This window comes from Bradyrhizobium sp. Crot121 (assembly GCF_059512385.1).
Window position 1 is genome coordinate 1 of the sequence record NZ_JCAMOR010000093.1, and the last position, 25,955, is coordinate 25,955.

The 25,955-nt window shown below is 61.5% G+C and carries 24 protein-coding genes and 1 pseudogene; 4 read left to right on the forward strand and 21 right to left on the reverse strand.

Features of this window, described 5'->3' with window-relative positions; all coding sequences use genetic code 11:
- Positions 1–266: 266 nt before the first annotated feature.
- The 6 genes from AC5ZGW_RS40075 to AC5ZGW_RS40100 all read right to left on the reverse strand — a co-directional run bounded on the left by AC5ZGW_RS40075 (position 267) and on the right by AC5ZGW_RS40100 (position 5,129).
- Positions 267–1,466, reverse strand: coding sequence for a Fic family protein (locus AC5ZGW_RS40075; RefSeq protein WP_130230487.1), 1,200 nt, complete (start codon positions 1,464–1,466; stop codon positions 267–269).
- A 395-nt stretch (positions 1,467–1,861) separates the two neighbouring features.
- Entirely contained in the window at positions 1,862–2,401 is a 540-nt protein-coding gene (locus AC5ZGW_RS40080; RefSeq protein ID WP_165421520.1) for a S26 family signal peptidase, read from the reverse strand.
- Positions 2,391–2,609 (reverse strand): helix-turn-helix domain-containing protein, encoded by a 219-nt coding sequence (locus AC5ZGW_RS40085; RefSeq protein WP_028168173.1) that lies wholly within the window; start codon positions 2,607–2,609, stop codon positions 2,391–2,393. The genes AC5ZGW_RS40080 and AC5ZGW_RS40085 overlap by 11 nt, the downstream gene beginning before the upstream one ends.
- Positions 2,610–2,898: 289 nt before the next feature.
- The gene (locus AC5ZGW_RS40090; protein WP_130230483.1) at positions 2,899–3,711 is read right to left on the reverse strand and encodes a DUF2285 domain-containing protein; all 813 of its coding nucleotides are present in this window, start codon (positions 3,709–3,711) and stop codon (positions 2,899–2,901) included.
- Positions 3,712–3,812: 101 nt separating this feature from the next.
- Positions 3,813–4,136, reverse strand: a complete 324-nt coding sequence (locus AC5ZGW_RS40095; protein ID WP_028168174.1) for a DUF736 domain-containing protein — start codon at positions 4,134–4,136, stop codon at positions 3,813–3,815.
- Between the two features lie 750 nt (positions 4,137–4,886).
- Entirely contained in the window at positions 4,887–5,129 is a 243-nt protein-coding gene (locus tag AC5ZGW_RS40100) for a hypothetical protein (RefSeq protein ID WP_165421205.1), read from the reverse strand.
- Between the two features lie 257 nt (positions 5,130–5,386).
- Between AC5ZGW_RS40100 and AC5ZGW_RS40105 the strand changes: the two genes are divergently transcribed.
- The 3 genes from AC5ZGW_RS40105 to AC5ZGW_RS40115 all read left to right on the forward strand — a co-directional run bounded on the left by AC5ZGW_RS40105 (position 5,387) and on the right by AC5ZGW_RS40115 (position 7,988).
- Positions 5,387–6,208 (forward strand): AraC family transcriptional regulator, encoded by an 822-nt coding sequence (locus tag AC5ZGW_RS40105; protein WP_130230479.1) that lies wholly within the window; start codon positions 5,387–5,389, stop codon positions 6,206–6,208.
- A 287-nt stretch (positions 6,209–6,495) separates the two neighbouring features.
- On the forward strand, positions 6,496–7,188 hold the full coding sequence (locus AC5ZGW_RS40110) for an O-methyltransferase (RefSeq protein WP_130230477.1): 693 nt from the start codon (positions 6,496–6,498) through the stop codon (positions 7,186–7,188).
- Positions 7,189–7,319: 131 nt separating this feature from the next.
- Complete coding sequence (locus AC5ZGW_RS40115) at positions 7,320–7,988, forward strand: siderophore-interacting protein (protein WP_245475109.1); 669 nt, start codon at positions 7,320–7,322, stop codon at positions 7,986–7,988.
- 340 nt (positions 7,989–8,328) lie between these two features.
- Here AC5ZGW_RS40115 and AC5ZGW_RS40120 read toward each other — a convergent pair whose 3' ends face one another.
- Positions 8,329–8,472: a hypothetical protein gene (locus AC5ZGW_RS40120; protein ID WP_165435596.1), complete on the reverse strand. Its 144-nt coding sequence runs from the start codon at positions 8,470–8,472 to the stop codon at positions 8,329–8,331.
- A 299-nt stretch (positions 8,473–8,771) separates the two neighbouring features.
- Here AC5ZGW_RS40120 and AC5ZGW_RS40125 point away from each other — a divergent pair, with 299 nt between their 5' ends.
- Positions 8,772–8,948 (forward strand): hypothetical protein, encoded by a 177-nt coding sequence (locus tag AC5ZGW_RS40125; protein ID WP_165435595.1) that lies wholly within the window; start codon positions 8,772–8,774, stop codon positions 8,946–8,948.
- Positions 8,949–9,214: 266 nt separating this feature from the next.
- Here AC5ZGW_RS40125 and AC5ZGW_RS40130 read toward each other — a convergent pair whose 3' ends face one another.
- The 14 genes and pseudogenes from AC5ZGW_RS40130 to AC5ZGW_RS40195 form a co-directional block, all read right to left on the reverse strand.
- On the reverse strand, positions 9,215–10,186 hold the full coding sequence (locus AC5ZGW_RS40130; RefSeq protein WP_130230475.1) for an ArdC family protein: 972 nt from the start codon (positions 10,184–10,186) through the stop codon (positions 9,215–9,217).
- Positions 10,187–10,763: 577 nt separating this feature from the next.
- On the reverse strand, positions 10,764–11,288 hold the full coding sequence (locus AC5ZGW_RS40135; RefSeq protein ID WP_130229736.1) for a cysteine hydrolase family protein: 525 nt from the start codon (positions 11,286–11,288) through the stop codon (positions 10,764–10,766).
- A gap of 4 nt (positions 11,289–11,292) precedes the next feature.
- Positions 11,293–11,964 (reverse strand): acyl-homoserine-lactone synthase, encoded by a 672-nt coding sequence (locus AC5ZGW_RS40140; RefSeq protein WP_196237407.1) that lies wholly within the window; start codon positions 11,962–11,964, stop codon positions 11,293–11,295.
- A gap of 192 nt (positions 11,965–12,156) precedes the next feature.
- The gene (locus AC5ZGW_RS40145) at positions 12,157–12,885 is read right to left on the reverse strand and encodes an autoinducer binding domain-containing protein (RefSeq protein ID WP_130229737.1); all 729 of its coding nucleotides are present in this window, start codon (positions 12,883–12,885) and stop codon (positions 12,157–12,159) included.
- Between the two features lie 118 nt (positions 12,886–13,003).
- Entirely contained in the window at positions 13,004–13,855 is an 852-nt protein-coding gene (locus AC5ZGW_RS40150) for an energy transducer TonB (RefSeq protein WP_130229738.1), read from the reverse strand.
- Positions 13,852–14,328, reverse strand: a complete 477-nt coding sequence (exbD, locus tag AC5ZGW_RS40155; protein ID WP_028168183.1) for a TonB system transport protein ExbD — start codon at positions 14,326–14,328, stop codon at positions 13,852–13,854. Before exbD ends, AC5ZGW_RS40150 begins: the two co-directional genes overlap by 4 nt.
- Positions 14,329–14,333: 5 nt before the next feature.
- Positions 14,334–15,284, reverse strand: coding sequence for a tonB-system energizer ExbB (gene exbB / locus AC5ZGW_RS40160; protein ID WP_035692264.1), 951 nt, complete (start codon positions 15,282–15,284; stop codon positions 14,334–14,336).
- 432 nt (positions 15,285–15,716) lie between these two features.
- Entirely contained in the window at positions 15,717–17,027 is a 1,311-nt protein-coding gene (locus tag AC5ZGW_RS40165) for an HlyD family type I secretion periplasmic adaptor subunit (protein ID WP_130229739.1), read from the reverse strand.
- Positions 17,020–18,831: a type I secretion system permease/ATPase gene (locus tag AC5ZGW_RS40170; protein ID WP_063623437.1), complete on the reverse strand. Its 1,812-nt coding sequence runs from the start codon at positions 18,829–18,831 to the stop codon at positions 17,020–17,022. The genes AC5ZGW_RS40165 and AC5ZGW_RS40170 overlap by 8 nt, the downstream gene beginning before the upstream one ends.
- Before the next feature lie 23 nt (positions 18,832–18,854).
- Positions 18,855–19,658 (reverse strand): hypothetical protein, encoded by an 804-nt coding sequence (locus AC5ZGW_RS40175; protein ID WP_051397185.1) that lies wholly within the window; start codon positions 19,656–19,658, stop codon positions 18,855–18,857.
- 182 nt (positions 19,659–19,840) lie between these two features.
- Positions 19,841–23,227 carry a TonB-dependent receptor domain-containing protein gene (locus tag AC5ZGW_RS40180; RefSeq protein WP_165435555.1) on the reverse strand — a complete coding sequence of 1,129 codons (3,387 nt, stop codon included), beginning with the start codon at positions 23,225–23,227 and terminating at the stop codon, positions 19,841–19,843.
- 284 nt (positions 23,228–23,511) lie between these two features.
- On the reverse strand, positions 23,512–24,366 hold the full coding sequence (locus AC5ZGW_RS40185) for a FecR family protein (protein WP_245287585.1): 855 nt from the start codon (positions 24,364–24,366) through the stop codon (positions 23,512–23,514).
- 24 nt (positions 24,367–24,390) lie between these two features.
- Positions 24,391–24,588 (reverse strand): annotated as a pseudogene (locus tag AC5ZGW_RS40190) (FecR/PupR family sigma factor regulator); the annotation flags it as partial.
- A gap of 54 nt (positions 24,589–24,642) precedes the next feature.
- A complete protein-coding gene (locus tag AC5ZGW_RS40195; RefSeq protein WP_028168187.1) occupies positions 24,643–25,167 on the reverse strand; it encodes an RNA polymerase sigma factor in 525 nt (174 codons plus the stop codon).
- Between the last annotated feature and the right edge of the window lie 788 nt (positions 25,168–25,955).

Here is a 25,955-nt window from a genome sequence, read left to right on the forward strand (position 1 = left end):
GACGAACTGCTGCCCTGGGCCTGGAGATCGAACAATCATGTCAAGACCTGACTAACCTGCAGCAGGTGGACGCATACTAGCTGCCTAGCTGCCCACTGATTGCTTCACGCTGGATAACGGATCGATTTGTAGAGCATCGCTGCGCGGCGATACGGCGTTCCGCAACAGGCGACGGCACCTTCGTCCAAGTTGAGAGCGTGCAAGCTTGAGCGTAAAATCCGTTCCCGGAAATCGCCGCGTCGGCCTCGCGAAGCCGTCCGTGTCCTCTAGATCTCCGGAAACAGGCGTGGAAACAGCACGTCGAGCGCAGCAATCGGAAAGCGCAGCGACACCGGCCCCTTGGGCGTTTCGGACGCAAGAAGACCGGTCGCGACGACATCGTTGAAGACGCGCCGTGCCGTCCGTTCGGGCAGGCTGGTGATGCGCGGGACTTCGCCGCGCTCGAACTGTCCGCGTATGAGCGCTTCCTCCAGAAGACGGGCGGCTTCAGGCTTGAGCTTCTCGCTGCGGTCGACGAAACTCCGCAATCGCTGAGCCAACGTGTCGATCTCGAACAAGCCTGACATGAACGTCACCTGATCGAGGCACACGCGCAGGAACCAGAGAATGAATTCGCTCAAAGCGCGTTGCGAGAGGTTGCCACGGCCATCGAGATCGCCCTGCCGGGGCGTGTCGGCGTGGTCCATCATCCGCCTGTAATCGCCTGGGCCGGTAAGACCACGTGCCAGTCCGCGCGAGACCGACCACAGCCCACGGGCTCCGATGCCGGCCTGATGCGCCATGGCGTGGCTCATCAGGCGGCTGACACGACCATTGCCGTCCGCGAACGGATGAATGTAGTTGAAGCGATGATGCGCCGCTGGAATGGCGATGATCCGCGCCGCCTTGCCCAGGCGTTCGAAGCGATAACGCTCCGCGAAATATTCCATAAAGGCCGCGACACGCTCGCTGGAAGGTGGCTGATGCCGGCCGACCGCAACGTCGTGCTCGTTTCGCGACCGCCAGGTGCCGGGCTCCATCGTGAACTCGGTGCCATTGCCGCAGATCCGAAGCATTTCGGGGGAAGCGTCGCGATAGAATTCGCGATGGAGCCAGAGAATGAAATCGATCGAGGCCGGTTCAGGCAGGCGATTGTCGAGCGCCATGGAATCGATTTCGGACTGCACATGGACGTGGGCGGCCGCCTCGATCTGCAGATTGCGCCGCCCTTCGTCGTTGTCGAAATGACCGCCGATCGCGCGTTCGATATCCCGTGGCCGGGTGTTATGACCTTCGATCAGGTTGCTGTAGTAGGTGTTCATGATCCGCACGAGATCCGCCAGATGGGCCGCGGTCTGCGGATGGAGCGCGTAACCGAGCTTGGCGGTTGCCGCCGAAAGCTCCGCCACCACGTCCGAGATGGCTTCGGAAATCTCCTCCAGCCTAGCGGGCTCGATGCGTTCGACGGTTTCGAGACGTAGGTTCATGTCGGCCGATTTTATGTTATGCTAAGGCATTAAAAATGAATAATTTTCTTCTTGATGGCGGCCGCTTTGGCCGATCCTGTGGCCGATTTTAGCGAGAAGCTTGGAAGTCAATTTTGGCCGATCCATAGCTCATATAAGTAATTTAAACAACTGAAGAAAATCCTACCTGATGGCTATTTTGGCCGCTTACTTGGCCGATCCCGCGAGATCCCGCCGGCTGCCCGCCCGGGGCACCCGGCTCCTGCGGCACATGATGCCGCGCTCCGCGGTGACTGTTAGAGCATGATCCAAAAACGTGGAAACCGGTTTTCCCTCGCGACAAAAGCAAAGCGTTTGCGTGGGAAGATCATGCTCAAACAAAGAGGGATGACGATGCGAAGAAAAGTCACCCGGCTTTAGCCTGGTGGATTCCAGGTCCAGATCGGCCGCGCCACGCCGACAATATCGCACCTCAACACCGGCCCGAAATATCGCGAGTCGAACGAATGCGGGTGTGGCTGCAGCAGAAAGAACTCGCCCTCGACGAGCCTCAAGCACCCCTCCCAGGCCGGCAGCGGCCGCCCGTCGCGGTCCTTGTCGAGCACCTCGGCGATGACCTTTCCGTTGATGGCAATGGTGCCAATCGGGTCCTTGGCGCGGCAGACTTCGTCACCGCCGATAGCGGCGATCTGTTTCAGCAGCGGCACCGGCACAGGCAAGATTTTGTGCGCGATGATGAACAATTCGATCGCCGGCGGCGGCTTGAATACTGCGAGCTCACCGCGCTTCGGCAATCGTGGCTCCAGATAATAGAAGCCCAAGGGCGCGCTGCCCGAGGCGTTGTAGATCAGAAGCGGTACCGCGGGTGCGGACGACACCAGCATGGCAATGATGCCGGCGCACATGGTCGAGAGAACGCCGACCTGGCGCGCTAGTTGGGTGCGATCAATCGGCATTGGAGGTCGACCTCCGCTTGTTGGCCTGCGACCATTCAACGAGATCTTCGATGTGGTAGCGGACATAGCGTCCGTGCTTGCGGTAGGCGGGCCCTCGCCCCTGCACCCGCATCTTCTCCAGCGTGTTCTTGGTGAGCCTCAGCCAGGCGGCGGCCTCGACGGTATTGAGGAACGGCTTGTCCGGCACCTTTTCTTCATTCTTGGTCATTTCGACGCTCCCTATTCCATACCTCCCTGGGGTTGAGGTAGGAGAGGAAGCGTCGTCTGATTGTGAGCGGTTTTGGGAGTGGTGAAGATGAGAGGCGCCCGTTTCGCCATCCCGCGCGAGCCAAGCTCGTCAAGCGGGCGACGATCGGCGTGCGCAAGACCGGCATCCGACAACGGCCAGCCAAGTTCTAAAGTAGCTTCAGTTCTGATTGAATCAGAACCGAAGCCCTCGATTCCTGTTTTGATGCGTGTTCTTCACGCGAGCCGGTACCGACTTCGCTTGAAACGTTCTAATACAGCAGATCGCGATAGCCGCCCTTCATCATCTCGGTTCCCTTGGCGACAAGCCGGCGCGTGCGATCCTTGAGAAACTGACTGGGACCGAGCCATTCCTCGGCAACTTTTTTCTCTCCGAAGATCGTGATCGCGATCTGCCGGTAGGTCTTGCCGTTGAGGCTTTCATCGAGCGCGATCAGCGCGTGATGGAGGCGTTCATCGCCGCTTCCCGCCTGCCTTGGAACCGTTCTCACGTCAGCTTCAGTGAAGCGCTGCAATCGCTTCAAGAGCTCGGTCTGCGCCGCAAGGTCAGCAAGGTCGTGCAGTTCGAAGACCGGCGCAAAGGAGGCGGTCAGGACGGAGAGGCCGTGGATTTCGACGGCGACATAGGCACCGTTTCCCTTGATCAGCACGAGTGGAATGCCGTCCACGTTAATGACGGCCCTGCGTTCAACCTTGAAGCCGGCCAGTGAGAACCGGGCGGCGTCTGCATCTGACCTCGGCTTCCGTGCATCGAGGCGGACGATCCGTTTCAGCGCATGGGCGTGCCAGAACACCGGCACCTTGGGTGCATCCAGCCCCGGGTCGGCAAAGGCGGAGAGACCCCATTTTTCGGCGCGGGGAAAGCGTCGCGGTAGCCGCAAGACCTGCGTGCCGTCCTTCAAGGTAATGCAGGGCAGATGTCGCGGAACGGCGCTGCGCCATTCGCCGATGTAGTCGGGATTGCGGCGCAAGAACTCCCAGGCCCAGTCGCTGGCGTCGAAGCCTGTCGCGTCAAGAGACGCGGCGCGGGCGCCTTGGCGCGCTTGATTGCTGGCGTCGTTCAGAACCGCCCCCGGGACGCTGACGTCTTCTCGAGCCGATCGTTTCGATCAAATGGGGCGAGAGGACGGCCCCCGCGAGCAGTTGTCGCGGGGGCCGTTTGGCGTCAGTCCGCCGGGTTCCAGATCAGGGCGAACACGCTGTCGTCATCCTGGCCGGCGGCGCGGCCGAGATTGGCGTAGAGCTTGCGCGGACCGAACTCGGGCGCGGCGAGCGACAGGCTCACATAGTCCCTGCCGCTGTTCTCGCCCCGGCGGATCCAGCCCGCGCCGATCTCGACGCCCTGGGTCACGACGCGGAAGTCGGGATGGGTATCGGCGGTCTTGTCCCGGTTCGGGATGATGTCGATGTCGGCGCGGATGGAGACGGTCCGGAGCTGGCCCTTGTAGCTGCCGTTGTCGTTCTTGGTGACGTATCCGATGGCGGTCATGGTCTTGTCCTCATCTGTTGTTCGCGAGGAGCCGATCCCCTCGCGATGGCGAGACCGTGATGGCGGGCGCAACGCCTTCGAACCCGCATCCACGCGGGGCAGAGCGAATGCGGAGCACCCGAGCCGGCAGCTTTTTTGAGAGCGAAGCGGCCGCGAGGAGCCGGAACTGTTCCGGCGGGGAAAAAAGCCGACGGCGAGGGTTTTGAAGAGGCGGGGCGCTTGCCATAGGTCTGTTTGCCACGCGCAGGGAGATCGGACCCGCAGTCAACGGATAAGGACAAGGCCCTGCCCGATCGGGCCGTCGCAGCGCGACATGCGGCGAGCAAGACCAGCACAGGACCGTTTCCATCCGCGCCGACATCGACCTCATCCCGAACCGGACGACAGCGAAAAGCCCTTCCGGTTTTGCGGAGAAGGCTGCGTGACGTCAGCGCAAGGCCTGTTCGCAGCCGTGAGAACGGCGGCAGGGACAATGTGAGCCTGTCGCCCAAAGCGCCCGTGTCGGCCTCCGCACGCGCCCTGCCGATTTCGTGGGGCGCTGCATCGGGTGACGACAATGTTTCGTCCTGATCTAAAATCCCGCGGACTGACGCCATCACCGCGGTGACGACTGCTTGGCGGGGCCATTCTGTCGCCCTGACGCATGATCTTTTCATGCGGGACGACTCCACGCCATTCACGCGGCGCGATGAGGGCCTCCCGATATCAAGCCGGCAAATTCGATGCTATGCTTTCTTCATGCAGGCCGATTCACGGGGCCCGCGCCTTGATGATTTTCTTTGAACGATTGATGGAAGGCCCCATGGCCAAGAAAGCGAAAAAGGCGAAGAAGACCACCGCGAAAAAAGCCAAGAAGAAAAAGAAGTAGTTCGTTCGCCGACGGGCCCGACGGCCTGTTCGCGCTACGCGTCGGCGTCCGGTGGAATCCGCTGTGACCACCATCTTGATCGCCTGGTCAAACGGGTCGCGCCGACGGCGGGGACCGACCGACATTCAATATTTGCCGTGAATGTGTCGGCGGTGGAGAGCCGCCGGCTAGACATGATCCGATGAGATGGAATCGGACCATGATCTCATCTCTCTGTTTAAGCATGATCTTCCCACGCAAACGCTTTGCGTTTCTCGCAGGGAAAACCGGTTTCCACTTTTCCGGATCATGCTCCAAAGCGAGCCTCCCCTGTTGATAGTCGCAATCGCGGACTGATATTGTCTGATCTGGTCAGTCGCATTCGGATCGATCTTCAACTGCCATGCCGTTCTATCGTCCCGAGGCAAACGATCTCGGCTCCGCCGATGCCGCCGGTTTCTCTCCCGAGGAGGTGCCACGCGCCGTCGTCGCCGTCGGCGTCGACATGGTCACCAAGGGCATGGAGATGGCCATTCACGCGCATCGGAAGGCCCAGCTTGTCCTGACCTTGCGGGGCGTCGTCAGGTGCGAAGCCGACCAAAGCGTCTGGATCGTGCCGCCGCGCTGTGCGGTATGGATTCCCGGCAATCTTCCCCACAGCGTGACCCTCGCCGGAAATGTCGAGGTATATCTTCTGTTCGTCGAACCGGATGCGGCCTCGCCGCTGCCCAGGCAATGCTGCACGCTGTCGATCTCGCCATTGCTGGAGCGTTTGCTGATGCACGTCACCGAGATGCCGGTCCTGTACGATGTCGACGGCGCCGACGGCCGGATCGCCACGGTGCTGCTCGACCAACTGTCTGTAGCGCCCGTCGAGAAGCTGAACTTCCCGATGCCGGTCGACGCCAAGCTGCGCAAGATCGCCGCCGCGATGATGGCCGATCCCTCCGACCGCGCAACGTTAGACGAGTGGGGCCGGCGCATGGCCGTTGCCCCGCGGACCCTGACCCGCGCCCTGAAACGCGAGACCGGCATGAGCTTCGGCCGCTGGCGCCAGCAGCTCCATATCCTCATTGCCCTGCAGCGTTTAGACCAAGGGGCGTCGGTCCAGACCGTGGCGCTCGATCTCGGCTATGAGGGCGCGAGCGCCTTCGTCACCATGTTCCGCAAGGCCCTGGGCAAGCCGCCCGCCCGATATCTGTCGGAACGCCGCATCGCCGCGTGATCTCCGTCGTATCGCGCGAAGCCCCACGCGCGCACTGACCGGAAATCGCAATATATTGTCCCGTTTGCGGAATGCGGTCAGGCGGGCGATCTCCTATCCTGCCTCTGAGCACTGACACCCCTGGCGCGCCGGGGGGCGCATTCTAGAGCATGATCCGGAAACGTGGAAACCGGTTGTCCCTCGCGACCAAAGCAAGGCGTTTGCGTGGGAAGATCGTGTGCAAAACAAAGAGATGAGATCGTGATCGGATTCCATCCAATCGGATCATGACCGAAGGAGCCCGATACATGGATTCACTCAGCAGCGGCCCGGTCGCGGAGGTTCTTAAACGCCTGCATGGGGAAGCGGAAGCGGCCGATGCACCGTTGATGCAAACCTACGCGAGCGAGATGACCAATGCCGAGCAGGTGATCAGCCAGGTCATCGAGGCTGAGACCAAGGATCTGGCGGGACTGTATCACGGTTTCGCCGGCAATTTCCTCAGCGTCTCCCCGGAATTCGGGCGGTTTCTCTACATGTGCGCCCGCAGCTGCAAGGCTAGGCGCATTGTCGAGTTCGGCTCGTCGATGGGGGTTTCCGCCATCTACATGGCGGCAGCGCTGCGCGACATGGGCGGCGGCCGTCTGATCGGGACCGATCTCGAACCCAGCAAGGCGGAGCGCGCGTGGGCGAACCTCGCTGCCGCCGGGCTGGACGACCTGGTCGAGTTTCGGGTCGGCGATGCGCGCGAAACCCTCAAGCCCGGCGTCGGCGGCGACATCGACATGGTGATGCTCGACGGCGCCTTCATCCTCTATCTTCCCATTCTCAAGCTGCTGGAGCCGCATCTGAAGCCCGGCGCGATCATCATCGGCGAGAACGCGTTCTCGGAAGCCTCAGGCTATATCGACTACGTGCGCGATCCGCAGAACGGTTATCTCTCGCTGCCGCTGCCTGTCGATCCCGGGCGCGGCAATGAATTCACGGTGAAGACGAAGTGATCCGCTCGGGGCTGCGACCTCGACATGTCGGTGAATGGAGCGAATTTTTGATGCAACCCGTTCGCAGGCAAATTTCTACGCCGCCGCTCGCGCCCCCGGGCCGACTCACGCGGACGCTGCTGCGATGGCTGATGCGTCCTGCGCGCGTTGCCGCAGTCGAGACGCTCTCGCCGCAGTTTCGGCTGGCCGAGCTGGAAGGCGAAGCGCTCAGGAACGTCGCCTGGACGGCTGGCCAAAAGGTCCAGGTGGCGATCGGCTCGGGCCTCAGCGCGCGGACCTACACACCGATGTCGTGGGACGCCGGCAACGGCAGGATACGCATGCTCACCTTCGCGCATGGCGACGGTCCCGGCAGCCGATGGGCAAGGGACTTGAGCGCAGGCGACACCTGCCAGTTCTTCGGTCCGCGCCGCTCGCTCGATCTATCGGGCCTTGAATCGCCGGTGGTCCTGTTCGGCGATGAAACCTCGTTCGGCCTGGCGGCGGCGCTCCGCGAGTGCCCGCAGGCCGCCGGTGCAATCCATGTGCTCGAGGTCTCGGACGTCGCGGAGTCGCGGCCGGTGCTGGAGGCGATCGGCCTCGGCCAAGCGACGTTGATCGAGCGCCTCGCCGACGACGCCCATCTCGCAGCGGCGGAAGCCGAGATGTTGCGCCTTGCCGCACGCGGCGCGCATTTCGTTCTTACCGGCAAGGCATCGTCGATCCAGCGCGTAAGCCGGGCCCTGAAAGCAGCCGGCCTCGCATCATCGCGGGTGAAGACCAAGGCCTATTGGGCGCAGGGCAAGACCGGGTTGGACTAGATCATGATCCGATTGGACGGAAGCGGATCATGATCTCATCTCCTTGTTTGAGCATGACCTTTTCGGAAAACCGGTTTCCACTTTCCGGATCATCCTCTAGCCATCCTGTGCCAGTGGAGCGCCGTGCGCTCCGGCTGTTGAATTTGCCTGCGTTGGTGATCCAGGCCCGACGCGGATGGAAACGGTGCTTCCGTGAGCTCTGGAGCATTTTCGGTTCTGATTGAATCAGAACCGAAGCTCTCGATTCCTGTTTTGACGCGTTTTCTGCGCAGATAAGTCTACGCAATCTGCGTAAACGTGATTGCCATGCAAACCGGTGTCCACCTCGCTTGAAAACGCTCTAGCGCAGCCCGTGCATGATGGACGTCGTCAGCAGCACGGCGGTCGACGCCAGCGCCGACAGGCCGACGATGGCCTGAGCGAGGCAGATGCGCCTGAGCGTTGTTGCTTGCGGGTCCGGAAACCCCCTGAACGGGCTCGCCATCTCAGGCTCCATGATGCAGTGCACGCGCTTGCTTTTTGCGAGCTATAGAGCGAGTCGCGCCGATCGCGATCCACTAAATTTGCAGCCTGCCAGGTTGACTCGTCCGCGACTCGGCAACGGAAAAATTCGGCTCCGGATCAGGCCGCCGCGCCCGAATCGGGCAGCACAAGCTCAAGTAAACAAAGCATTAATGGCTTTGCATGCGCCGGCACTTTTCCGTGTCGTGTCCGGGATCAAATGGCTGATCGGAAACGCATGCATCGCGGCGCGGAGCTTTCGGCACAAGGGCGTTCCTCGCCATGCAGATGATCGCGGATGATCGTGTTCAGCGTGTTGGCGGGCTCGATAGATTTGCACCCGCATCGGGCGGCGCCGCATCATCTGCCTCTTTCATCACGCCACCGAACGAGGTCGACGTGCTGATGATCGTCATGGGCATCTTCCTGGTGGCCGCCGTGCTCTGGTTCGGACATTGACCGGCGCTCTGATGAGCTCGCTGAGGGCAATGTTGCGCAGTCGAGGTTCGCTCTCCCTTTGTGGTGCGGGTGGGCCCAGTTGGTTGCTGCGGCCGTGTCGACGAGGTCCGAGGTCGAGAGGCTTTGTGATCGGCGAGATGGCCTGTGGTCGCGCCGGCGGCGCCAGCCGCAAGCCGCAGCCAGAGGCGGGGAATTCCCGGCGGGCATCAGCTCGCCGGCTTGCGTGATTTGCCTTTGGGCTTGCGCCGGTCTCGCCGATAGACCCATCACGACGCGTCATCACCTTGGGCTGCTTGCGCGGCGGAGCCGCCCGCGCCGAACGCCAGCAGGAAGTCGGCGGCTTTGGAGGCTTTGCTCGCGGCGCGGAAGACGGCGCGGCTGTCCTCGCGAAGGACGTTTAGCCAGGCGCCGAGATAGTCGGCATGCCGCACGGTCGGCTTGATCGACAGCGCAGCGCAGACGAAGGCAGCCGTCAGTTCTGCGACCAGCTCTTCATTGGCATAGAGCCTTGACCCGAACGCGCCGGACAGATCACGGTTGAGGCGGCTGGCATGGCCGGTCCAATGGCCGAGCTCATGAAACAGCGTCCGGTAATAGTTGATCTGCTCGAAGAAGGCGGGCTGCGGTGGAATCTGGACGTTGTCGTTTGCGCGATCGTAGAAGGCTTTGGTGCCGCCGATGCGGATCGTGGCGCGGGTTGCCGCCGCCAGCGCCTCGGCCTGCGGCACGATCTCGCGATCCGGCAGCGCGGGTGTGTGCGCAAAGCAGTGGTCGGGCAGGCCGTCGCATTGGTCGACGTTGAAAACCGTATAGCGGCGCAGGAACGGAACGGCGGCCTGTTCCTCGTCCGCTTCCGTGCTCTCGGATCTTGCCTGCTCGGCCGCTCGCCGGTTCCGCTTCGGGACAAAGCGGTCGGCGTTGCAAACGGTGACGCCGTGCTGGCCTTTGCGGACGCTTCCGCCGAGCGTTGTTGCCTGGCGAAAGGTGAGCCAGCGCTGCGAGGTAAAGCCGGCCTCGAACAGCCTGCCCCACAAGATCAGGATATTGATGCCGGAGTACCTCGTGCCTGTCGCGGCGTTTCGCGGCAGCGCGAACGCCTGGCTGCCGCCACCGGTGCCCCACGGCCGCGCCCATGGGAAGACGCCCGCCTCAAGCTCGGCGATGATCCGAGAGGTGATTTCTTGATAGAGGCTTTGTTTCGTCGTTGTGGCACGGCGTTGCGCTGACGTTTTGGACATGACGATCTCCGCTCGCTCCTCTTCCACGCCCGGCCCCCGGAAGGCGGGGTGGGCGGCGAAGAGCGACCGGACAGCCCCGAACAGCAGAGGCAGGCAGCACCGGAACGGCCGGAGCGGATGCGGAGGACCGCGGCCAACGCAAATGATCGTCATGAGCGGCTTTGGCGGGGCGTGGTTGCGGCCTGCCGGTTCGGGGCTATACGGGAGCGCCGCCCACCCCGCCGCCGCGGGCCAGATCAAAATGTGCCGGCCGCCGGCGGCCGGCTCCATCAGGTCTGCTTGTTCGCCGTGGCCGGCGCATCCACGACGCGCTTGACCATCCGATTGGACGGAATCGGATCGATCCGATCTGTTTGTTTGAGGTGACCTTCCGATGCAAACGCTTTGCGTTTGTCGCGACCGGTTTCCACTTCTCAAGATTGTGCTTTTGACACCCTTTTTTCACAAAGGCGCGTGCGGCCAATGAGGATCGCAGTGCGGCGGCTGCGCCAGGGATTGAAGCCGAAGGCCGAGACCGCAAGACGGGCTCGGTTCACGAGAGCCCGGCCCGCAAGCGGGAGCTTGCGGGAGGCGCCTGCTACGAAAGCAAGCCTTGAATTTTTCGGCTCACGGCCGGATCGTCCAGCGACACCGCCCATTCCAACAAGGCCTGCCGGATTGTGGTCGCGACGATTCCATGGTGGGCGAGCCGATCGAGAACCAGCGCACGGTCGGCTTCCAGGCGCGCCACCGCCAGGTCTGCGAGCAGCCGGATATCGTAACCCTGTCGTGCCCCCTCCAGCGCCGCAATGAGGACCTCTTCCTCCAGAAATCCTCCGCCCAGGAAAATGACACTGACATCGGCGCGGGCAAGACGCTCTGCAAATCGATGATCTCGCCACAAGGTCAGAGCGTCCAGATCAACATGCTCAAGTGAAGCGGTGATCTGATCCGGAAGCGCGTCCCGTTCATACGCGCCGACCGCGAACTGAGGCACGGCAAAGAACTCGTGACAGACCGGAAGCAGGAACAGACTTCCGCTGCGCAGCGCGGCAAGCGCATCCGTTCTGCCACGCGTCGGGTTCAACAGAACAATGCAGCTATGGTGAGGATCGGCCAACATCGGTTCATCCTGTTTGAGCCGTGAACTCGAGACTGACCAGGCCGGCCGTCGCCCCTGCACCGGGAAGCACAACAACGGCACCGTCAAGACCGGCGTGATGGTACATCGCCTCAAGCACCCGATCGGAATCGTGCAGCAGTCCGGCCAGCGCGGTGGTTTGACCAAGTACCTGCGGCGGAGCCAATCTTTCAAGCGGCCACCCGGCGCGCCTGAGGATGCGCTCCATCCTGGTGTCAGTGACGGTTACGATTGACCGAGCGCCCCTTGCTCGCATGGTCTCCAACATCGCAGCGAACAGGGCGAAGGTCGCTCGATTGACACCCGCATGGCCGATCTGAGGCGCACGCTCGGTGTCGACGCAGAATCTCGAGCTCTCCAGGACGTGCTCGCTTCGTGGTGCGTCCTTGCAACCGAGCAAGACCGCAAAGGTATCCGACAGCATGTTCGGACCGGTGGTGGGCAGAAGCCGCACACAGCCCAAGACCGTCCCCTGCTCCGAGATAGCCAGAAGATACGTCGGATCCAGGGTGTCATATATGTCGATTTCAAAATCTCCCGACACGGAGACGGTCCAGCCAAGACGATCCTTGAAGACGCGGCGGCGCAGCCGAAACATCTCGGCAAGCAAATGGAGATGCTGTCCGGCCTGACGATGATCGAGAACAATGACGCGCATGGCGAGCTCCCTTTAAGCGAGAGCGCAGCAGAGCAGAACGCGCGCCGTCGAGCGCCTGTGCTATTTGACAGGTCAGCTGCCAAGGTCAGGAAGCTTGAGCAACCGTTAGCAAGCAAGCAGAAGCGTTTCCAGACGAAGTGAATACGCTTTTTTTGAGCTGAGCCGTATCCGGAAAGGTCGGCGCCCGCGGCGCTAGGACAGAAGGCCGCGACGGAGCGCCAGTGCGACACAATGCGCAATCGATACCGCGCCGAGCTTGCGCCGGGCGTTCTCCACGTGAAACGCGATGGTGCGAGGCGTAACGCCAACCAGGACTGCGGTCTCGGCCAACGTCTTGCCGCGCGCGGCCCATGACAGACACTGCCGCTCCCGCTGGCTGAGAATGGCCTCACCGCTGCCGGCGTCGTCTGTTGCGACTGGCGGCTTGGAAACATGGGTGTGGAAGTAGAGGCCGATCAGTTGCAGGATGTCGCCTGAGCTAGCGAGCAACCGGTCGAGCTGCAAGTTAGGATCGTCGGTTGCCAAGGTGAATGCGGCGGTTCGCCCGAAACCGCTTCTGATCGGGATGGTGATGCCGGACTTGATGCCGAAGGTCGCGGCCTCGACGAAGAACCGTCGCTGCTCGTTGCTGCGCAGGCGGATTGGTCCCTGCGTGGTCCAGCCGAACAGGCTGTGTTCATGGCGGGCGCGGTGAATGACCGGATCAAGGCGCTGATAGTTCAGACGGAAGTAACGGTCGGTCCAGGATCTCGGATAAGAGGAGATCAACTTCGGCGCGTTCTCGGTCATGCTCAAATACGCAAACCATCGAAAGCCGAGGCCGTGCGCCGACCGTGCTGCCAACCGTTCGAATTCGCGATCATGCCTCGCCGTTTGCAGGGCGTCGATAAACTCTTGAAACAGGTGTTCGGGCCGGCTCATGTTTGAATCCACCGTCCAGAACGGTGTTCCTTGCTTTCACGCCCTCCTTTCGCCAGGGCGGGGTTCGAGCGAAAATCAGGACAGTAGCTTTGTCGATCCTCTGGCGCCTTGAAGCGCGCTAATTGACGTTGAAGTTCACCGGCACGGTGATCGTCCGGCTGACGCCCGGCGGTGGCGCCGGAACGGGCGAGGCCCGGTGCACCAGCGCCACCACCTCCTGATCGAGTTCTGCGAATCCGGACGATCGCACCAGGCTTGCCGACAGCACCTTGCCGGCGCCGTCGATCGTGAAGCGCACATAGGCGATCCCGCGCGCGCCGCGCTCTCTTGCGTCCGACGGATAGCGCTTGCGGCGCTCAAGATGAGCCATCAGCAGCGACTGCCAATTGGCGGGCGACATTGACGACAGTCCCGAGGCGGTCTGCGCGGCGGCAATGCGGTCCGATTGCCGAGCCTCCACGTGCGCCTGCCAGGCGACCTTCGATTCGGCAGCGGCTTGCTGCTTGCGAAGAGGCGGCTTGTTCTCCTTCGGTTTTTGCTTCTTGGTTTCCTGCTTCGGCTTCGGCTTCGGCTGCTCCGTCGGAAGCTGGACCTCCGCTTTATCCAGCACGACGGTCTTCTCCTTGATCTCCTGGTGTTCGGCCGGCTGGACCGGCCTGGTGGCCGGTTCGGCCGTCTGCTCAGGCGGCCGTTCTTCGCCTCTCTGCTCCTTCCGCCGCACGCTTTCTTCTGCCAATTTCTGGTCCGGCGTGATCTCGTTCCGCGCAGCCTGGATTGCTTCCGGCGCGGCCGCGAGCTCGATCATGATCGCGGCCGGCGGTGAATTGTCTGCAGCCACGACCACCTTCCCGCGCAGCAGCCAGGCCACGGCTCCGGCATGGACGCCGACCGTAACGAGGCCCGCAGCCAGCCACAGCAGGGCTTCGCTCACCTTGGCCCGGCGCGTGATCGAGCCATTGAAGTCGTTCATGGCGCAGCCACCGCAGGTGATGGGCGGGCCTCATCGGGTTCGCTCTTGCTTGCTGACGCCGCTTCGAGGCCGACCAGCGCGACCTTCAGATAGCTCGCCTCGCGCAGCAGGTTCATCACCTCCATGAGATGTTGATAGTCGACGGTCCTGCCAGCGCGCAGGAAGACGCGCGCATCCTTGTTGCCTCCAGTGAACGATTCGATCGCCGCTTGCAGTCTCTCCCGTGGCACCGGGTCGTTGCCGAGATTGAGCGTGAGGTCCTGCTTCAACGTCAGGTAAACCGGCTTGTCGGGAGGCGGCGCCGGCGGCGCGGTCGAGGCCGGCAGATCGACATGAACATCGACGGTCGCGAGCGGCGCCGCGACCATGAAGATGATCAAGAGCACCAGCATCACGTCGATGAACGGCGTGACGTTGATCTCATGGTTGTCCTCGAGATCGTCCTTGAAGCGATCGCGGATGCCGCCGGCCATAACGCCTACTCCGCGGCCACGGCGGAGGTCGAAGGCTGGCGGGGGCCGGGCATCTTGCGCAAGTCCAGATCGAGGCTGACGAGCCGTTCGACCTCGGCGGCCGCATCGGCGAGACCCTGCCGATAGCCGGTGACCGCGCGCGCGAACACATTATAGATGACCACCGCCGGAACAGCGGCGACGAGACCGACGGCGGTCGTGAGCAGCGCCTCGGCGATGCCGGGCGCCACCACCGCGAGATTGGTGGTCTGCGTCTGCGAGATGCCGATGAAGGCGTTCATGATCCCCCATACCGTGCCGAACAGGCCGACGAAGGGCGCGGTTGCACCAATGGTGGCGACCAGCCCGGTGCCGCGGGTCAGCCGGCGGCCAGCCTGGGCCTCGATGCGGGCGAGACGCGACGCGACGCGCTCCTTCACGCCGGCGTCCCCGGCGTGAAGGAGGATCCGGGACGACCGACGCAGTTCCTCGCCGGCGGACCGCACCATGAACACGGTGGGCCCACCCCGGTTTGCAAGAACGCGATCAGCGTCTGCAAGGCTCTCCGATGACGCAATGACCTGAGTTGTCCGCGTCGCTCTAGCGCGGGCACAGACAACCTCGACAGTCTTGGCGAGAGCCACAGTCCAGGTCGCGAGCGAGGCGAAGGCAAGGCCGATCATCACCGCCTTCACCACCCAGTCGGCCGCCATGAACATGCCCCAGGGCGACAAATCATGCGGCAGGCCGGCCCGGCGCTCCGAATCCGGGCCACGTGATGCCACGGAACGGTCGCTTGGCGTGGTCTCGGCGGGAGACGGCTTGACCGTCTTCATCGACTCTGCCGACGGCGCAGCAATGCTGGTGTCGGGCGGCGCGGCCGGCTGTTGGGCCATCCCGCAGGACATTGCCATGGTCAACACGACGAGCAGCAGCAACGGCGTGATCGTCCATTCTCGCCTCGGCAATAGTATCATGCCACGTCCTTCCAATCGTCCATCAATCGATGCCCGTAACGCGGGTCGTTGGCCCATTCGCATCCTCGCCGCGATCGCGCTTTGGTTGTGCGCCATCGACCCGCTCACGAGGCGATGCGCGCCACCGGTCGGCTCCGCACTGAAACGATCCGTCCCCGTTGGCTGGCAATCCGCCCATTCTCGTCAGGACGAAAGCTCCGGAGGATGCGTCTGTCGAACAGCGCAACGATGGCCCGCATGGTCCGACGACATTGTCCTTCGGATAGAAATGCGAAGACCGTGCAAGTGTTCACGAACATCAAGAACAAGGCGCTGAACACCAGTTCAGAAAGTGTTGTCGTCATGACTCACCCCAGCGCTTCGTTGCGGCTTTTAGGCGTTTGGCGCGGCGCGTTGCAGGAGGCTTTTCGATTTCGATCGTGGCCATCCTTGCTATTCTTCCCTGAAGGCACGGTTGATCTGATCCGAAAGCGGTTTCACAAGATAGGAAAGCGCGGTGCGTTCGCCGGTCTGGATGAAGGCCTCGGCGGGCATTCCCGGAACGAGCTTCCGTTCGCCAATACGAGCGAACTGTTCCGGCGGAACGGCGATCCTGATGACATAGAAGGATGTGCCCGTACGTTGGTCCTGCGTGAGGTCCGCAGCGACACGGCTCACTGTCCCGTCGAGCTCCGGCGTCGTGCGCAGGTTGAAGGCGGTCAGGCGCAGGATTGCATCCTGCCCGAGATGGACGTCGTGGATGTCCTTTGGCGAGATATGCGCCTCCAGCGTCAGGCGGTCTTCGTCGGGAACGATCTCCATCACTGTTTCACGTGGAGCGATGACCCCGCCGACAGTGTGAACCGACAGGTTGTGCACCCAGCCATCCTGGGGCGAGATCATGTCGATGCGCCGCAACTGATCCTCAGCGGCAATCCTGCGTTCGGAAAATTCACCAATCTGCGCCTGCGTATCGCGCAGGTCGCCGGTGACCTCGGTCTTCAAGTCTTGATCGACCTGCAAACTCTGCAATCTTGCTTCGGCGATACTGCCCGCCGCCTGCGCCTGCCCCGCGACGACCTGGCCGCGATAAGCGTCGAGTGTCGCCTTGTCACGTTCCAGTTCATTAAGCCGCTGGACGGACGTGACGCCTTTTGCCAGCAGGTCGCGCAGATCCACCAACTCCCGCTCGCGAACTCGTATTCCATGCTCAAATGCTTCCTGCTGGTCTTTCAGACCGGAAATTTGGTGCTCGTATTCCTTGATACGCTCCCCAAGCTGGGCCTTCTTGCTAATCCGCGTGTCGTGCCGTGACCGAAACAGATTCTGTTCGCTCTGCATCGCGCGCGCCACTTCGCGGTCGTTCGCATGCTCCGTGAGAAGGGGCGGAAACGTGATCGTGTCCTTGTCGTCGCGCTCGGCCTCAAGCCGAGCCTCGCGGGCGGCCAGTTCGTTGAGGCGCTTGCTGACGATGGCCAGGTTTGCACGAACCTGGGTGGCGTCGAGGCGGATCAGCACATCGCCTGCTTTGACCAGCTGACTCTCGCGAACCAACAATTCGCCGACCACACCACCGGTCGGATGTTGGACCATTTTCACATAGGACTCGACGACGAAGGTGCCGTCGGCGACTACGGCGCCAGCCAATTCTGTAGCCGCCGACCATCCGCCGATGCACGCGGTGAATGCAAGCACAGCGAAAACGCCGAAAATGAGGTGGTGCCGGATGGAGCGGACCACGGCGACAGCATCAGCGTTAGACATCGCCTTCCTCTGTTGGGACCGGAGACGTGTCGTCGGGCGCCGCTACGACTCGAAGCGGTCCGAGCGAATGTGTCCCCCTCTGATCAGCGGGTGAGCTTTTCAACCCAGGCTGGACAGAAGTCGGCCTCATCATCCGCGGCAGGATCTCATCGCGCGGGCCGAAAGCTCTTGCGCGACCGTTTTCCATCATCAGAACAAGATCGACAATGCCGAGCACACTCGGCCGGTGTGCGACGACGATTGCTATTCCTTTGCGCGCACGCACGGCGGCGATCGCCTGAATGACAGTGCCCTCTCCTTCGGTGTCGAGATTGGAATTTGGCTCATCGAGAACGACGAGGAACGGATCGCCATAAAGCGCCCGTGCGAGACCAATGCGTTGACGCTGTCCCGCAGAAAGGGCCGATCCCCCCTCGCCGATTGGCGTGTCATATCCGTTGTCGAAACGAAGAATGAGGTCATGGACGCCAGCCGCCTTCGCCGCCTTCACGACATGGTCGGGATCCGCAGAGGGATCGAGACGCGCGATGTTCTCGGCGATTGTCCCGTCGAACAGCTCGACATCCTGCGGCAGGTAGCCGATGTGGCGGCCAAGACTTTCGTTGTCCCATTGCTCGAGCGAGGCGCCGTCAAGGCGCACCGTGCCATGGGCGGGATGCCAGACCCCGACGAGAACGCGGGTCAGGGTCGATTTGCCACTGCCGCTGGGACCGATGATACCGAGCGCGCTGCCGGCGTGAATACCGAAATTGACCTCGACGACCGTTGGTTTTCTATGGCCCGGCGCCACGATGCCGACCCTCTCAGCGGTGAGATTCGCCTTCGGCTTCGGCAGCGGGGTCATGTTTGCTTGAGGTGCGACGAACGACAAGAGATCCCGCAGGCGCGCCCAACTTTGCCGAGCGATCAAAAGGGACCGCCACGTGGCGACCGCGAGATCGACAGGCGCGAGGGCGCGCCCCAAGATGACGGAACTGGCGACCATGACGCCGCCCGTGGCACTTTGTTGAGTGACGAGATACCCACCGACGCCAAGGACCGCCGATTGCAACATGATCCGAAACACGCGCGCGGTGCCGCCGAGCGCGTTGCCAACGTCTCCCGCCCTTCTGTTCGCGGCCAGATACTTCCTGTTGACCGCGATCCATCGGTCTGCACTTCGTTCACCGAGCCCTAATGCACGGATTACCTCCGCATTGCGGCGCGACCCGTCCAGGATCGCGTTGCGTTCCATGCCGTATTTGATCGTCTCCCGGACCGGAGCCGACGACAACTTGTGGGTGAGGATGGTCAGGGCCGTCAGAATGGCGGCCCCCGCCAGCGCGGTGAGGCCGATCCATACGTGGAGGCCGAAGCAGATGGCTAGATAGAGCGGCGCCCATGGCAGATCGAAAAAGGCGGCCGGCCCCTGGCCGGACAGAAAGCTGCGAATGTTGTCGAGGTCGCGCAGGGCCTGGAGACCATCACCCGGTGCGCGTGTCTGCAAAGCAAGCCGCACAACTGCCTCATGGACACGGCGGGAAAGCTCATGATCGAAAAATTCACCGGCGCGCAGCAGCACGCGCGACCGAATGATTTCGAGAAGCAATTGAAAACCATAGGCGATCATCGCCAGCACGGAGAACCCCAGCAGGGTCGGAATGCTGCGGCTTGCCAGCACGCGGTCGTAAACCTGGAGCATGAAAAGCGGTGCGGTCAGGCCGAGGATGTTGATGACCCCGCTGACCAGCGCCAGCGCGACGGCGCCTTGTTTGAAACGGGAAACAGCCGCCGCAGCCAACGGCTGCGGCGGTGTCCGCTTCATTGTTCGTGGCGCTCGTGGTGCCATCAGACGAAGGCGAAGTCGGACGCGGACAGGCTCGAGACGCCGTCGACCGTGACCGTGCTGTGCAGGCTCGCGTTGGTCGGATCGGTGTAGGTGATGGTGTTACCTGCGACGTTCACATGGCTGTCGCTGATGAACTGGCTGTAGTCGGACCAGCCATAGTTCTTGAAATCGATGAGATCGTTGCCCTGAACGAAGTCAGTGATCGTGTCGTTTCCGAAACCGTGGCTGGAATCGTAGAGGCTATGATCCCACTTGAACGTGTCGAAGTCCGAGCTTCCGCCGTTTCCGGAGAGCGCGTCGTTTCCATAGAAGCTGTACAGGTAGTCGTCGCCGGAGGTGCCGTTCTGGGTGGTGCCCGTCTCGCCGAGATAATCGACTAGCCCGGCAAAGGGCTGACCGAACTCGGTTTGGCCATAAACACTGCCGCCATGGGAGAGCACGTAGATTGCCTGATTGAACGTCGTATCCGGGCTCGTGCCGCCGGAGCCGCCGAGTTCGATCGAAAGTTCGGGCGTGGTCAATCCGAAACCAGAACTGCTGCTGCCAGTAAGACCGTGGCCAAAGTCGAGTTCGGTGATGGTGCCGCTGAATCCGCCGGGAGGCGAGTAGGTGAATCCCGAGCCATGCAGGATCACTCCGGAGTCGCCCGAAACCCCGCTATTGCCCGCCGCCCATTCCGAGTAGGGTGAGGAGGTCGGATAGAAAGCACCGTTGTCATTGTAGTTGAAGTCGTTTTCCCAGGCACCGGTAAGATATCCCAAAAGATCGCTGCTGGCCGATGTAAGGTTGATGGTGGAAGTCATCTTTACCTCTTCTCTTGCTCAAACGTTCGTCTTGCTGACGAACCTCGGACCCCACGTCGAGAGGTGGGGAAACTTGGACTCTAGCGATGCAGTCGCCGTCCGGGCCGGCGCGGAATAGGCATCCGCCTCGGACTTATCGTAACGCGCGTCGATCTCGCGGTGAAAGTGCCGCCCCCCTTGAATTAGAAGCGATAGTTCACGCCGATCTTGATCGCATGAAAATCAAGATCGTTTTCCGCCCTGCGACCGTTCGTCGTCTGGGACGAGCCAGGAACTGTGACTGTCTGGGTGCGATAGAGGCGACATCCGCCGCCGCGGGACGGAGGAAAGTAAATAGCGCAGATTTGGGTCTGTACCGCGTACGGCAGCGTCACGCCGGCGGTCGCATTCGGGAAGAGAAACTCCCTATCTCCGAAATGATCGTAAGAATACTCTCCTCTAAGAGACCAGTTATTGGTCAGCGCATATTCGAATCCCCCGCCGAACGTCCATCCGCTACGTGTCCCTGAGGCCTCTTCGCGAAAGTTGAGTTGAGTGCTAGGCACGCTTCCACTGACGGCCCGATATTGACTGCGAACTTCGCTTTCGTTCAGGAACGTCAGACCGCCCATCGCATAAACAAGCACGCGATCGAAAGCGTAGCCGACGCGGGCGCGCAGCGACGCCGTCCAGTCGAACTGGTAGTCGGTCTTGGCCTGCAGGAAGCTGCCTGTCGTGAGCTTGGGGGCTTCCGTTGCAATGGCGTCCTGCGTCTTCCGGAACTTGGTCCAGGAATAATCTCCCTCGATACCGATCACCACGCGGTTCGAGAACTGATAATTGAACCCGCCCTGCAAGCCTCTCGTCAGATCGCGGAAGCTCAGGTCAGCCGACTCCGTCGCCGGGATAGCTCCGGGCGTTCCATCGCCGGCCGTCGTGACTCCCTTGGTGCGGGCCAGGCCGTAACCGAGGTGGCCGCCGAGATAAAGACCGGTCCAGTCGCTCCCCGGAGCGCCGTCCGAGGCATTTCCGAGTCTCGCGTTAGGAAGATGACGAACGAGAGGCGTCGTTTCGTTCAGCGTCGTCGTGTAGCTGATCCGGGCGGTTCGGCCGGGCGACGGGACGGCGATCGAGGTGAGCGCGCCGAAGTAATATTGGTCCGTTAGATTCTCGATGCTGAAATTGATCGTCGAGTCGTCATCGATCTTGTAGATGCCGAACAGGTCATACACCTGATATGAGGGCCAAGTGAATGTATCGCCGCTGGTTGGCGGCCAGACGCTGCCCGAGCGTGCCGATGAGAACTGGACCCGTCCGCCCAACGTCAGCTTCTGATCGAACAACCGGATGCCGGCCGTCACGCTGCCGGCATAATTCGGCGGGACATAATTCGCAGCGTAATCGTTTTTCAGTGCGCCCGTCGGGCTCGCCAAATCAAACTGTGACGTCGGCGGCGCGCAGCTTCCTGCTGTCTCGCAATATTCAATCTTGGTGTATTTGGTGAAGGCGCCCTCGAGGAAAAACGCGCCCGAGTCATAGTTTCCGGATATTTCGAAGCCGCGGAAGTTGGCGCCGTTGATATTGTACCATACGTATTTATGGTCCGCAGCCGACCCGGTTGATCCACTGCCGGTCTGGTAGCGGACGATATAGTCATCATAGTGATTGTCGAAATAGGCGAGCTTGACGCGAAGCTTGTCGCCGGATTGGAGAACGTTGTTACGCAGGATATTCAGGCCGGCTTCGTAATCCTTGGCGATCTCGGGCTGCAAATCCGGATTATTCCAGAGCAGTCCCTGATAATGCCAGTGCGTTTCACGGAGGCTCGGAGGGCGGTAGCCTTCCTTGTACTGGCCGTAGAACTGGATTCCCTCCATGGGCGATATAACGACAGCGGCATTGGGACTAACACGCCCGCCTGACCGATCAGGAAACTTGGTGAGGTATCCTTCGCCGCTGGAATTGTAATGGTCATAGCGCAGCCCTGCGGAGAGCGTCAGCCAGTCGATCGGCCTGAGGCTTGCGTTGCTGAATGTCCCCGTCATCAGTCGCACGCCCGAAGGGCCGTAGGTTTCCCAGCCCTCCGACCCCGACACCGAACTCGGAAACTGCTCGGCCGTAGCGCGCTCACGCGTGAATTCAACGCCGTTGTCCCAGGTGAGCTGACCGAGCGGCGTGGTGAACACGGAGGTGTTGCCGACATCTCCGCCGAGCGTAGTGTCGCCGTAGGGACCAGGAAGCACGCCATGGCGTTGCGACGCAAGATCGGTCAGCCAGAGGTTGGCCCGCATTTTCACATACGGACTGTCCGACGGCTCATACTTATATTTGGCCGTGTAAGTATCGACACGGGTCTCGGACAGCGGGAATTGTCCGTAGGGTAAAATTCCCGACACTATCGCAGCCTGATAGCTCAGCTCATCAATCTCACCGTAATGGGAGTTGTAGGAGAGATAGCCGAGTTCAAGCGACTGGCCGTCGCCCCACTTCACCTTTCCTTTTGCAAGAAACGAATCCGTGTTTTCGGAGGTGTTGAAGACCTCCTGGCCAGGCTTTACGAGCGAATTGGCATTTGCGGTCGTCGTAACCGCGTTTGCAGGACGGAATGTGATTCCATCAGGGACTTTTGTTCCGGCGAAGTAGTTGCCTTGCACGTGCTTGGAATAGGCGACAATGAATTCGTAGTTCTCCTTGATCGCGGCGACGGCCGCACTGCCCGAATATGTGTCGCCGTTGAAAAAGGATGGCCGGCCATTGGCTGCCGTGTTGACAGCATTGTTCGACAGGAAACTTGGCGACTGCTCCGCTACCCCGTTGGTGACGAGGCTGCCTTTGACGCGCGTACCAAATGTCTGGCCGTCCTTGACGATGTCGCCTGCTTCGAGGGTGCGGAAATTGACGTTGCCACCGATGCTCCCAACACCCACTCCGCTGCCCGGTCCCTTGGAAATGTCGACACCGCCGATCAGATCGGGATCGACATAGGTCTCGTCGCGGTTTCCGATATAGCCCCGATAGGAGCTCGTGTTCTGGCGCGCACCGTCAATCGTCGTGCCCACGCGGCCCATGCCTTGCAGGCCCCGGATATTGGGATTGATCGACGTGCCGACATGATTGCCCGCCGAGATTACGCCGGGCGTATCGATGAACACGTCGCCGGCCGACGCCGGCGGCAGGCGATCGAGTTGCTCGCGCGAGACGTGCGAAACCGATCCGGGGGTCTCATAGGGCGTATCTCCGTTCGTCGTAGAACGATTGGCGGTCACATTGATGGGATCGAGAACAAGAGAACCGTCGGCCGCCGGCCGGCCGGCAGCGTCTGATGCGTCGGCTGAGGGTCGCCCGCCAACGACGGCCGTTCCTTGCGAGGTGATGCGGTAGCTCACGCCGGTTCCGCGCAGAAGCCGCTCGAGCGCCTGCTGCGGCGTGAAGCTACCGACAACGGAGTTGGATCGCACACCCTGCGACGCTTCGGAGGGAAATGCGACCTGAAGTCCGGACTGGCGGCCGAACTGGCTGAGCGCGTTCGTCAGCGGCTGAGCCGGAATGTTGAACTGACGCGCCGGAGCGGTCGTATCTTGCGTTTGCACGATCTGAGCGAAAGCAAGGTGCGCGTATAATACCGGCCCGGCAGACAGCGCGCAGACGCCAGCACTCCGGAGCAATCGGATAGTCGCGCGCTTCGACCTACTTTGTGTTACCGATCCAATTCTATTTGTTACGCCCCCAGTATGCATCAACTCGCTCGTCTTCACTTGTCATTGCGCAGCCACTCCGTAGGCATGCACTTCCGACCGCAAAGACGTAGAGCTGCCGCAAGATTCTCACGGTAGCGCTCGTTTTGGAGGAATTATAAGATTTGCGAGCGAACCAATTACAGACGCGACACGATCCGCACGAACGGGGTCAGGGCACGGACTTTGCCGCCGAAGGGCTCGACGAGCCCAGCGAGCGCGCGGTCAGGATCGCGCAGATCGAACAGCCCGCTCACCTTGCGGCCCGCAAGGCTTCTGTCGGGAAGCAAAATCGAGGCCGAGAAATAGCGCTGGATCAATTCGATGGCCGATTCCACGGTGACGTTGGACAGAATGACCTTTCCTTCACGCCAGGATCCGATTTCCTCAAGGGATACCGGCTCGATGCTTACATTACCTGTCATGTGATCGACGACGAACATTTGGCCAGGCTTGAGAACGGCAGATGGTTCGTCCTTCGCGGCGGGCGTGGCTTCGATGGAGCCGCGCAGCAGCGCAACTTTCGTGCTTGTCGATGAGGCCTGGATATTGAAGGCGGTGCCATGCACCTTGATTTCGACGCCCTGCGCATCGACGAGGAACGGCCGCCTGGTATCGGTTGCGACGTCGAAGAAGACCTCTCCTGCCAGCAGCGTAACGCGGCGCTCTGTCGTTCCGATATCGGCCTTGATCGCACTGCCTCCGCCGAGCTCGACGACGGAGCCATCGGCCATCCGAATATGTTCGGTGTGGCCGGCGGCGGTACGATAGTCGGCGTGGATGGCAATGAGGATTGCTGGAGCTGCAATCCACAGCACGCATGCCGCGACAACCGCGGCGACAACAATCTCGATTGGTCGACGATATGATCTGCGCACCGTCCCGGAGCGTGGAGAAAAGCCGGGTGCGGAGGTGTGCGCCACGTGCAATTTCAAGCGCGGATCGACGTCTTCCCAAACCTTCTGATCGTAGGCGGGTTTGACCGCGCCGAGCACGGTCCATGTCTTGTTGGCGCGCTCCCACGCGCGCCGGTTCTGCTCGCAAGCCGCAAGCCAGGCTTTGAATTCATCGAATACTGCGGAGCCCTGGGACGCGTCTTCCAATCGTAGAATCCAGCCTGTCGCCTCCTCGAGCAGCTGATGCTCCGTATCGTGTTTCGCAGCCAACGTTCCAATGTTCCCTGTCGCGGTGCTGTGTCGCCGTCTACCAATGAACAAGACAAAGCCGTCAACCCGAACGAAGTCGCTGGCTTCACATGTTTCTTTACAAGACTATTCGCGGCCGTCCGAGTCCTGTTCGAGCCGAATCGTGACCGTTGCTACGGCCGCTTGGATGAGACGGTAGACCGTCGGAACAGAGACTCCGAGGTGGGCAGCCACCTCTTCGACCGAGTGTCCGCCGAACCTGTGCATTTCCAGCGCAATGCGCTGTTTCTCCGGCAGCCCGGCGATGATGTCCATGGCTCGGCGCTCGTTCTCATAATAAAGAACGGTTTCCTCAGGCGTGGGTGCGGCCTGTGAGCTGGCCCAGACCGGCGCATTGTGGGCGCTTCGCAGATTTTCCAGCCGCTTCCGCCGCAGCACGTCAACGGCCAGATTGTGCACGATACGGAACAGATATGATCGTGGACGGGCGCTCGGCGTTCTCCCGTCACCTGTCGGGATGAATTTGATGAATGCTTCCTGGACCAGGTCCTCGGCGCCCTCGCGAGAGCCGAGCAGGTACGAGGCGTAGTCGATGAGAACGGCGCGATAGGACAGATACAGAGCGAAGCGTGGATCAAGCCCTTCCTTCATCAGAGCCTTCTCCCCCGATCACGCACAATCCTGCCGCGTCCCGGTCCCGGCCTTGCCTCCATTCGCCCTTGGGCCATGACACTGGTCGGGCCCTGCCGGCCAACGCGTTGTATGACTCTTGACCCGGTCATGCGGCCCCTTCGGCCCGCTAACCTCTTGATTGATCAGGGCGCCCACTGCACGCGAAACAGTTAGAAACTCAGAAATTCGTTCGCAACGACAATAATCTATAATGCCTCTAGCTAGGGTTGAACTTGTCCGCCGCAGGCCGGTGGCTGTGTTCCATTCAGAGCTACGGAAAACGGCCGGAAGAGACTGCGCACGCCATGATCAATGGCCGCTGCGTACCGATCGACGGGGATACATGGACGACGATGGTCTTGTCCGCGTCGTATCAGGGGTATGATCGTCTCCAGTTTCGAGAGCATCACTTCAACCGGGGTCGAGAACATGACCGCGCCGCAATGGTGGCGGCGCAGTGCGCAGCCATCAGCAGCCGAGCGAACCCGGTTCTTGCTACGTCTAACGTTGAAAGACCTAGATTGTTGATCCTGTTCTAAACGATTGTGCCTGTTCGTTTCTGGCGTAGCCGGGCTTATTCTACGGTTGGCCCCCCGGGGCTGGATTGATTTGACCGCCGATCTTTCAGTTGGTTGCGGGGACGTGCAACCATCTCAAATTGCTTTTTCAGGCGGTAGCCTGAGCACGCATTGCGTCCCGAACGCAGTGAGCATCTTCTAAGTTGTTGATTTTTCTTGATGCTGCAGGTGCTTCCGTCCCGTTTTGTT

What these genes read in the sequence shown, in the direction of transcription:
- AC5ZGW_RS40075 (WP_130230487.1), bottom strand. Translation starts at nt 1,466, where the DNA reads ATGAACCTACGTCTCGAAACCGTCGAACGCATCGAGCCCGCTAGGCTG.
- AC5ZGW_RS40080 (WP_165421520.1), bottom strand. Translation starts at nt 2,401, where the DNA reads ATGCCGATTGATCGCACCCAACTAGCGCGCCAGGTCGGCGTTCTCTCG.
- AC5ZGW_RS40085 (WP_028168173.1), bottom strand. Translation starts at nt 2,609, where the DNA reads ATGACCAAGAATGAAGAAAAGGTGCCGGACAAGCCGTTCCTCAATACC.
- AC5ZGW_RS40095 (WP_028168174.1), bottom strand. Translation starts at nt 4,136, where the DNA reads ATGACCGCCATCGGATACGTCACCAAGAACGACAACGGCAGCTACAAG.
- AC5ZGW_RS40100 (WP_165421205.1), bottom strand. Translation starts at nt 5,129, where the DNA reads ATGTCGGTCGGTCCCCGCCGTCGGCGCGACCCGTTTGACCAGGCGATC.
- AC5ZGW_RS40105 (WP_130230479.1), top strand. Translation starts at nt 5,387, where the DNA reads ATGCCGTTCTATCGTCCCGAGGCAAACGATCTCGGCTCCGCCGATGCC.
- AC5ZGW_RS40110 (WP_130230477.1), top strand. Translation starts at nt 6,496, where the DNA reads ATGGATTCACTCAGCAGCGGCCCGGTCGCGGAGGTTCTTAAACGCCTG.
- AC5ZGW_RS40115 (WP_245475109.1), top strand. Translation starts at nt 7,320, where the DNA reads ATGCGTCCTGCGCGCGTTGCCGCAGTCGAGACGCTCTCGCCGCAGTTT.
- AC5ZGW_RS40120 (WP_165435596.1), bottom strand. Translation starts at nt 8,472, where the DNA reads ATGGCGAGCCCGTTCAGGGGGTTTCCGGACCCGCAAGCAACAACGCTC.
- AC5ZGW_RS40125 (WP_165435595.1), top strand. Translation starts at nt 8,772, where the DNA reads ATGCAGATGATCGCGGATGATCGTGTTCAGCGTGTTGGCGGGCTCGAT.
- AC5ZGW_RS40130 (WP_130230475.1), bottom strand. Translation starts at nt 10,186, where the DNA reads ATGTCCAAAACGTCAGCGCAACGCCGTGCCACAACGACGAAACAAAGC.
- AC5ZGW_RS40135 (WP_130229736.1), bottom strand. Translation starts at nt 11,288, where the DNA reads ATGTTGGCCGATCCTCACCATAGCTGCATTGTTCTGTTGAACCCGACG.
- AC5ZGW_RS40140 (WP_196237407.1), bottom strand. Translation starts at nt 11,964, where the DNA reads ATGCGCGTCATTGTTCTCGATCATCGTCAGGCCGGACAGCATCTCCAT.
- AC5ZGW_RS40145 (WP_130229737.1), bottom strand. Translation starts at nt 12,885, where the DNA reads ATGAGCCGGCCCGAACACCTGTTTCAAGAGTTTATCGACGCCCTGCAA.
- AC5ZGW_RS40150 (WP_130229738.1), bottom strand. Translation starts at nt 13,855, where the DNA reads ATGAACGACTTCAATGGCTCGATCACGCGCCGGGCCAAGGTGAGCGAA.
- exbD (WP_028168183.1), bottom strand. Translation starts at nt 14,328, where the DNA reads ATGGCCGGCGGCATCCGCGATCGCTTCAAGGACGATCTCGAGGACAAC.
- exbB (WP_035692264.1), bottom strand. Translation starts at nt 15,284, where the DNA reads ATGATACTATTGCCGAGGCGAGAATGGACGATCACGCCGTTGCTGCTG.
- AC5ZGW_RS40165 (WP_130229739.1), bottom strand. Translation starts at nt 17,027, where the DNA reads ATGTCTAACGCTGATGCTGTCGCCGTGGTCCGCTCCATCCGGCACCAC.
- AC5ZGW_RS40170 (WP_063623437.1), bottom strand. Translation starts at nt 18,831, where the DNA reads ATGAAGCGGACACCGCCGCAGCCGTTGGCTGCGGCGGCTGTTTCCCGT.
- AC5ZGW_RS40175 (WP_051397185.1), bottom strand. Translation starts at nt 19,658, where the DNA reads ATGACTTCCACCATCAACCTTACATCGGCCAGCAGCGATCTTTTGGGA.
- AC5ZGW_RS40195 (WP_028168187.1), bottom strand. Translation starts at nt 25,167, where the DNA reads ATGAAGGAAGGGCTTGATCCACGCTTCGCTCTGTATCTGTCCTATCGC.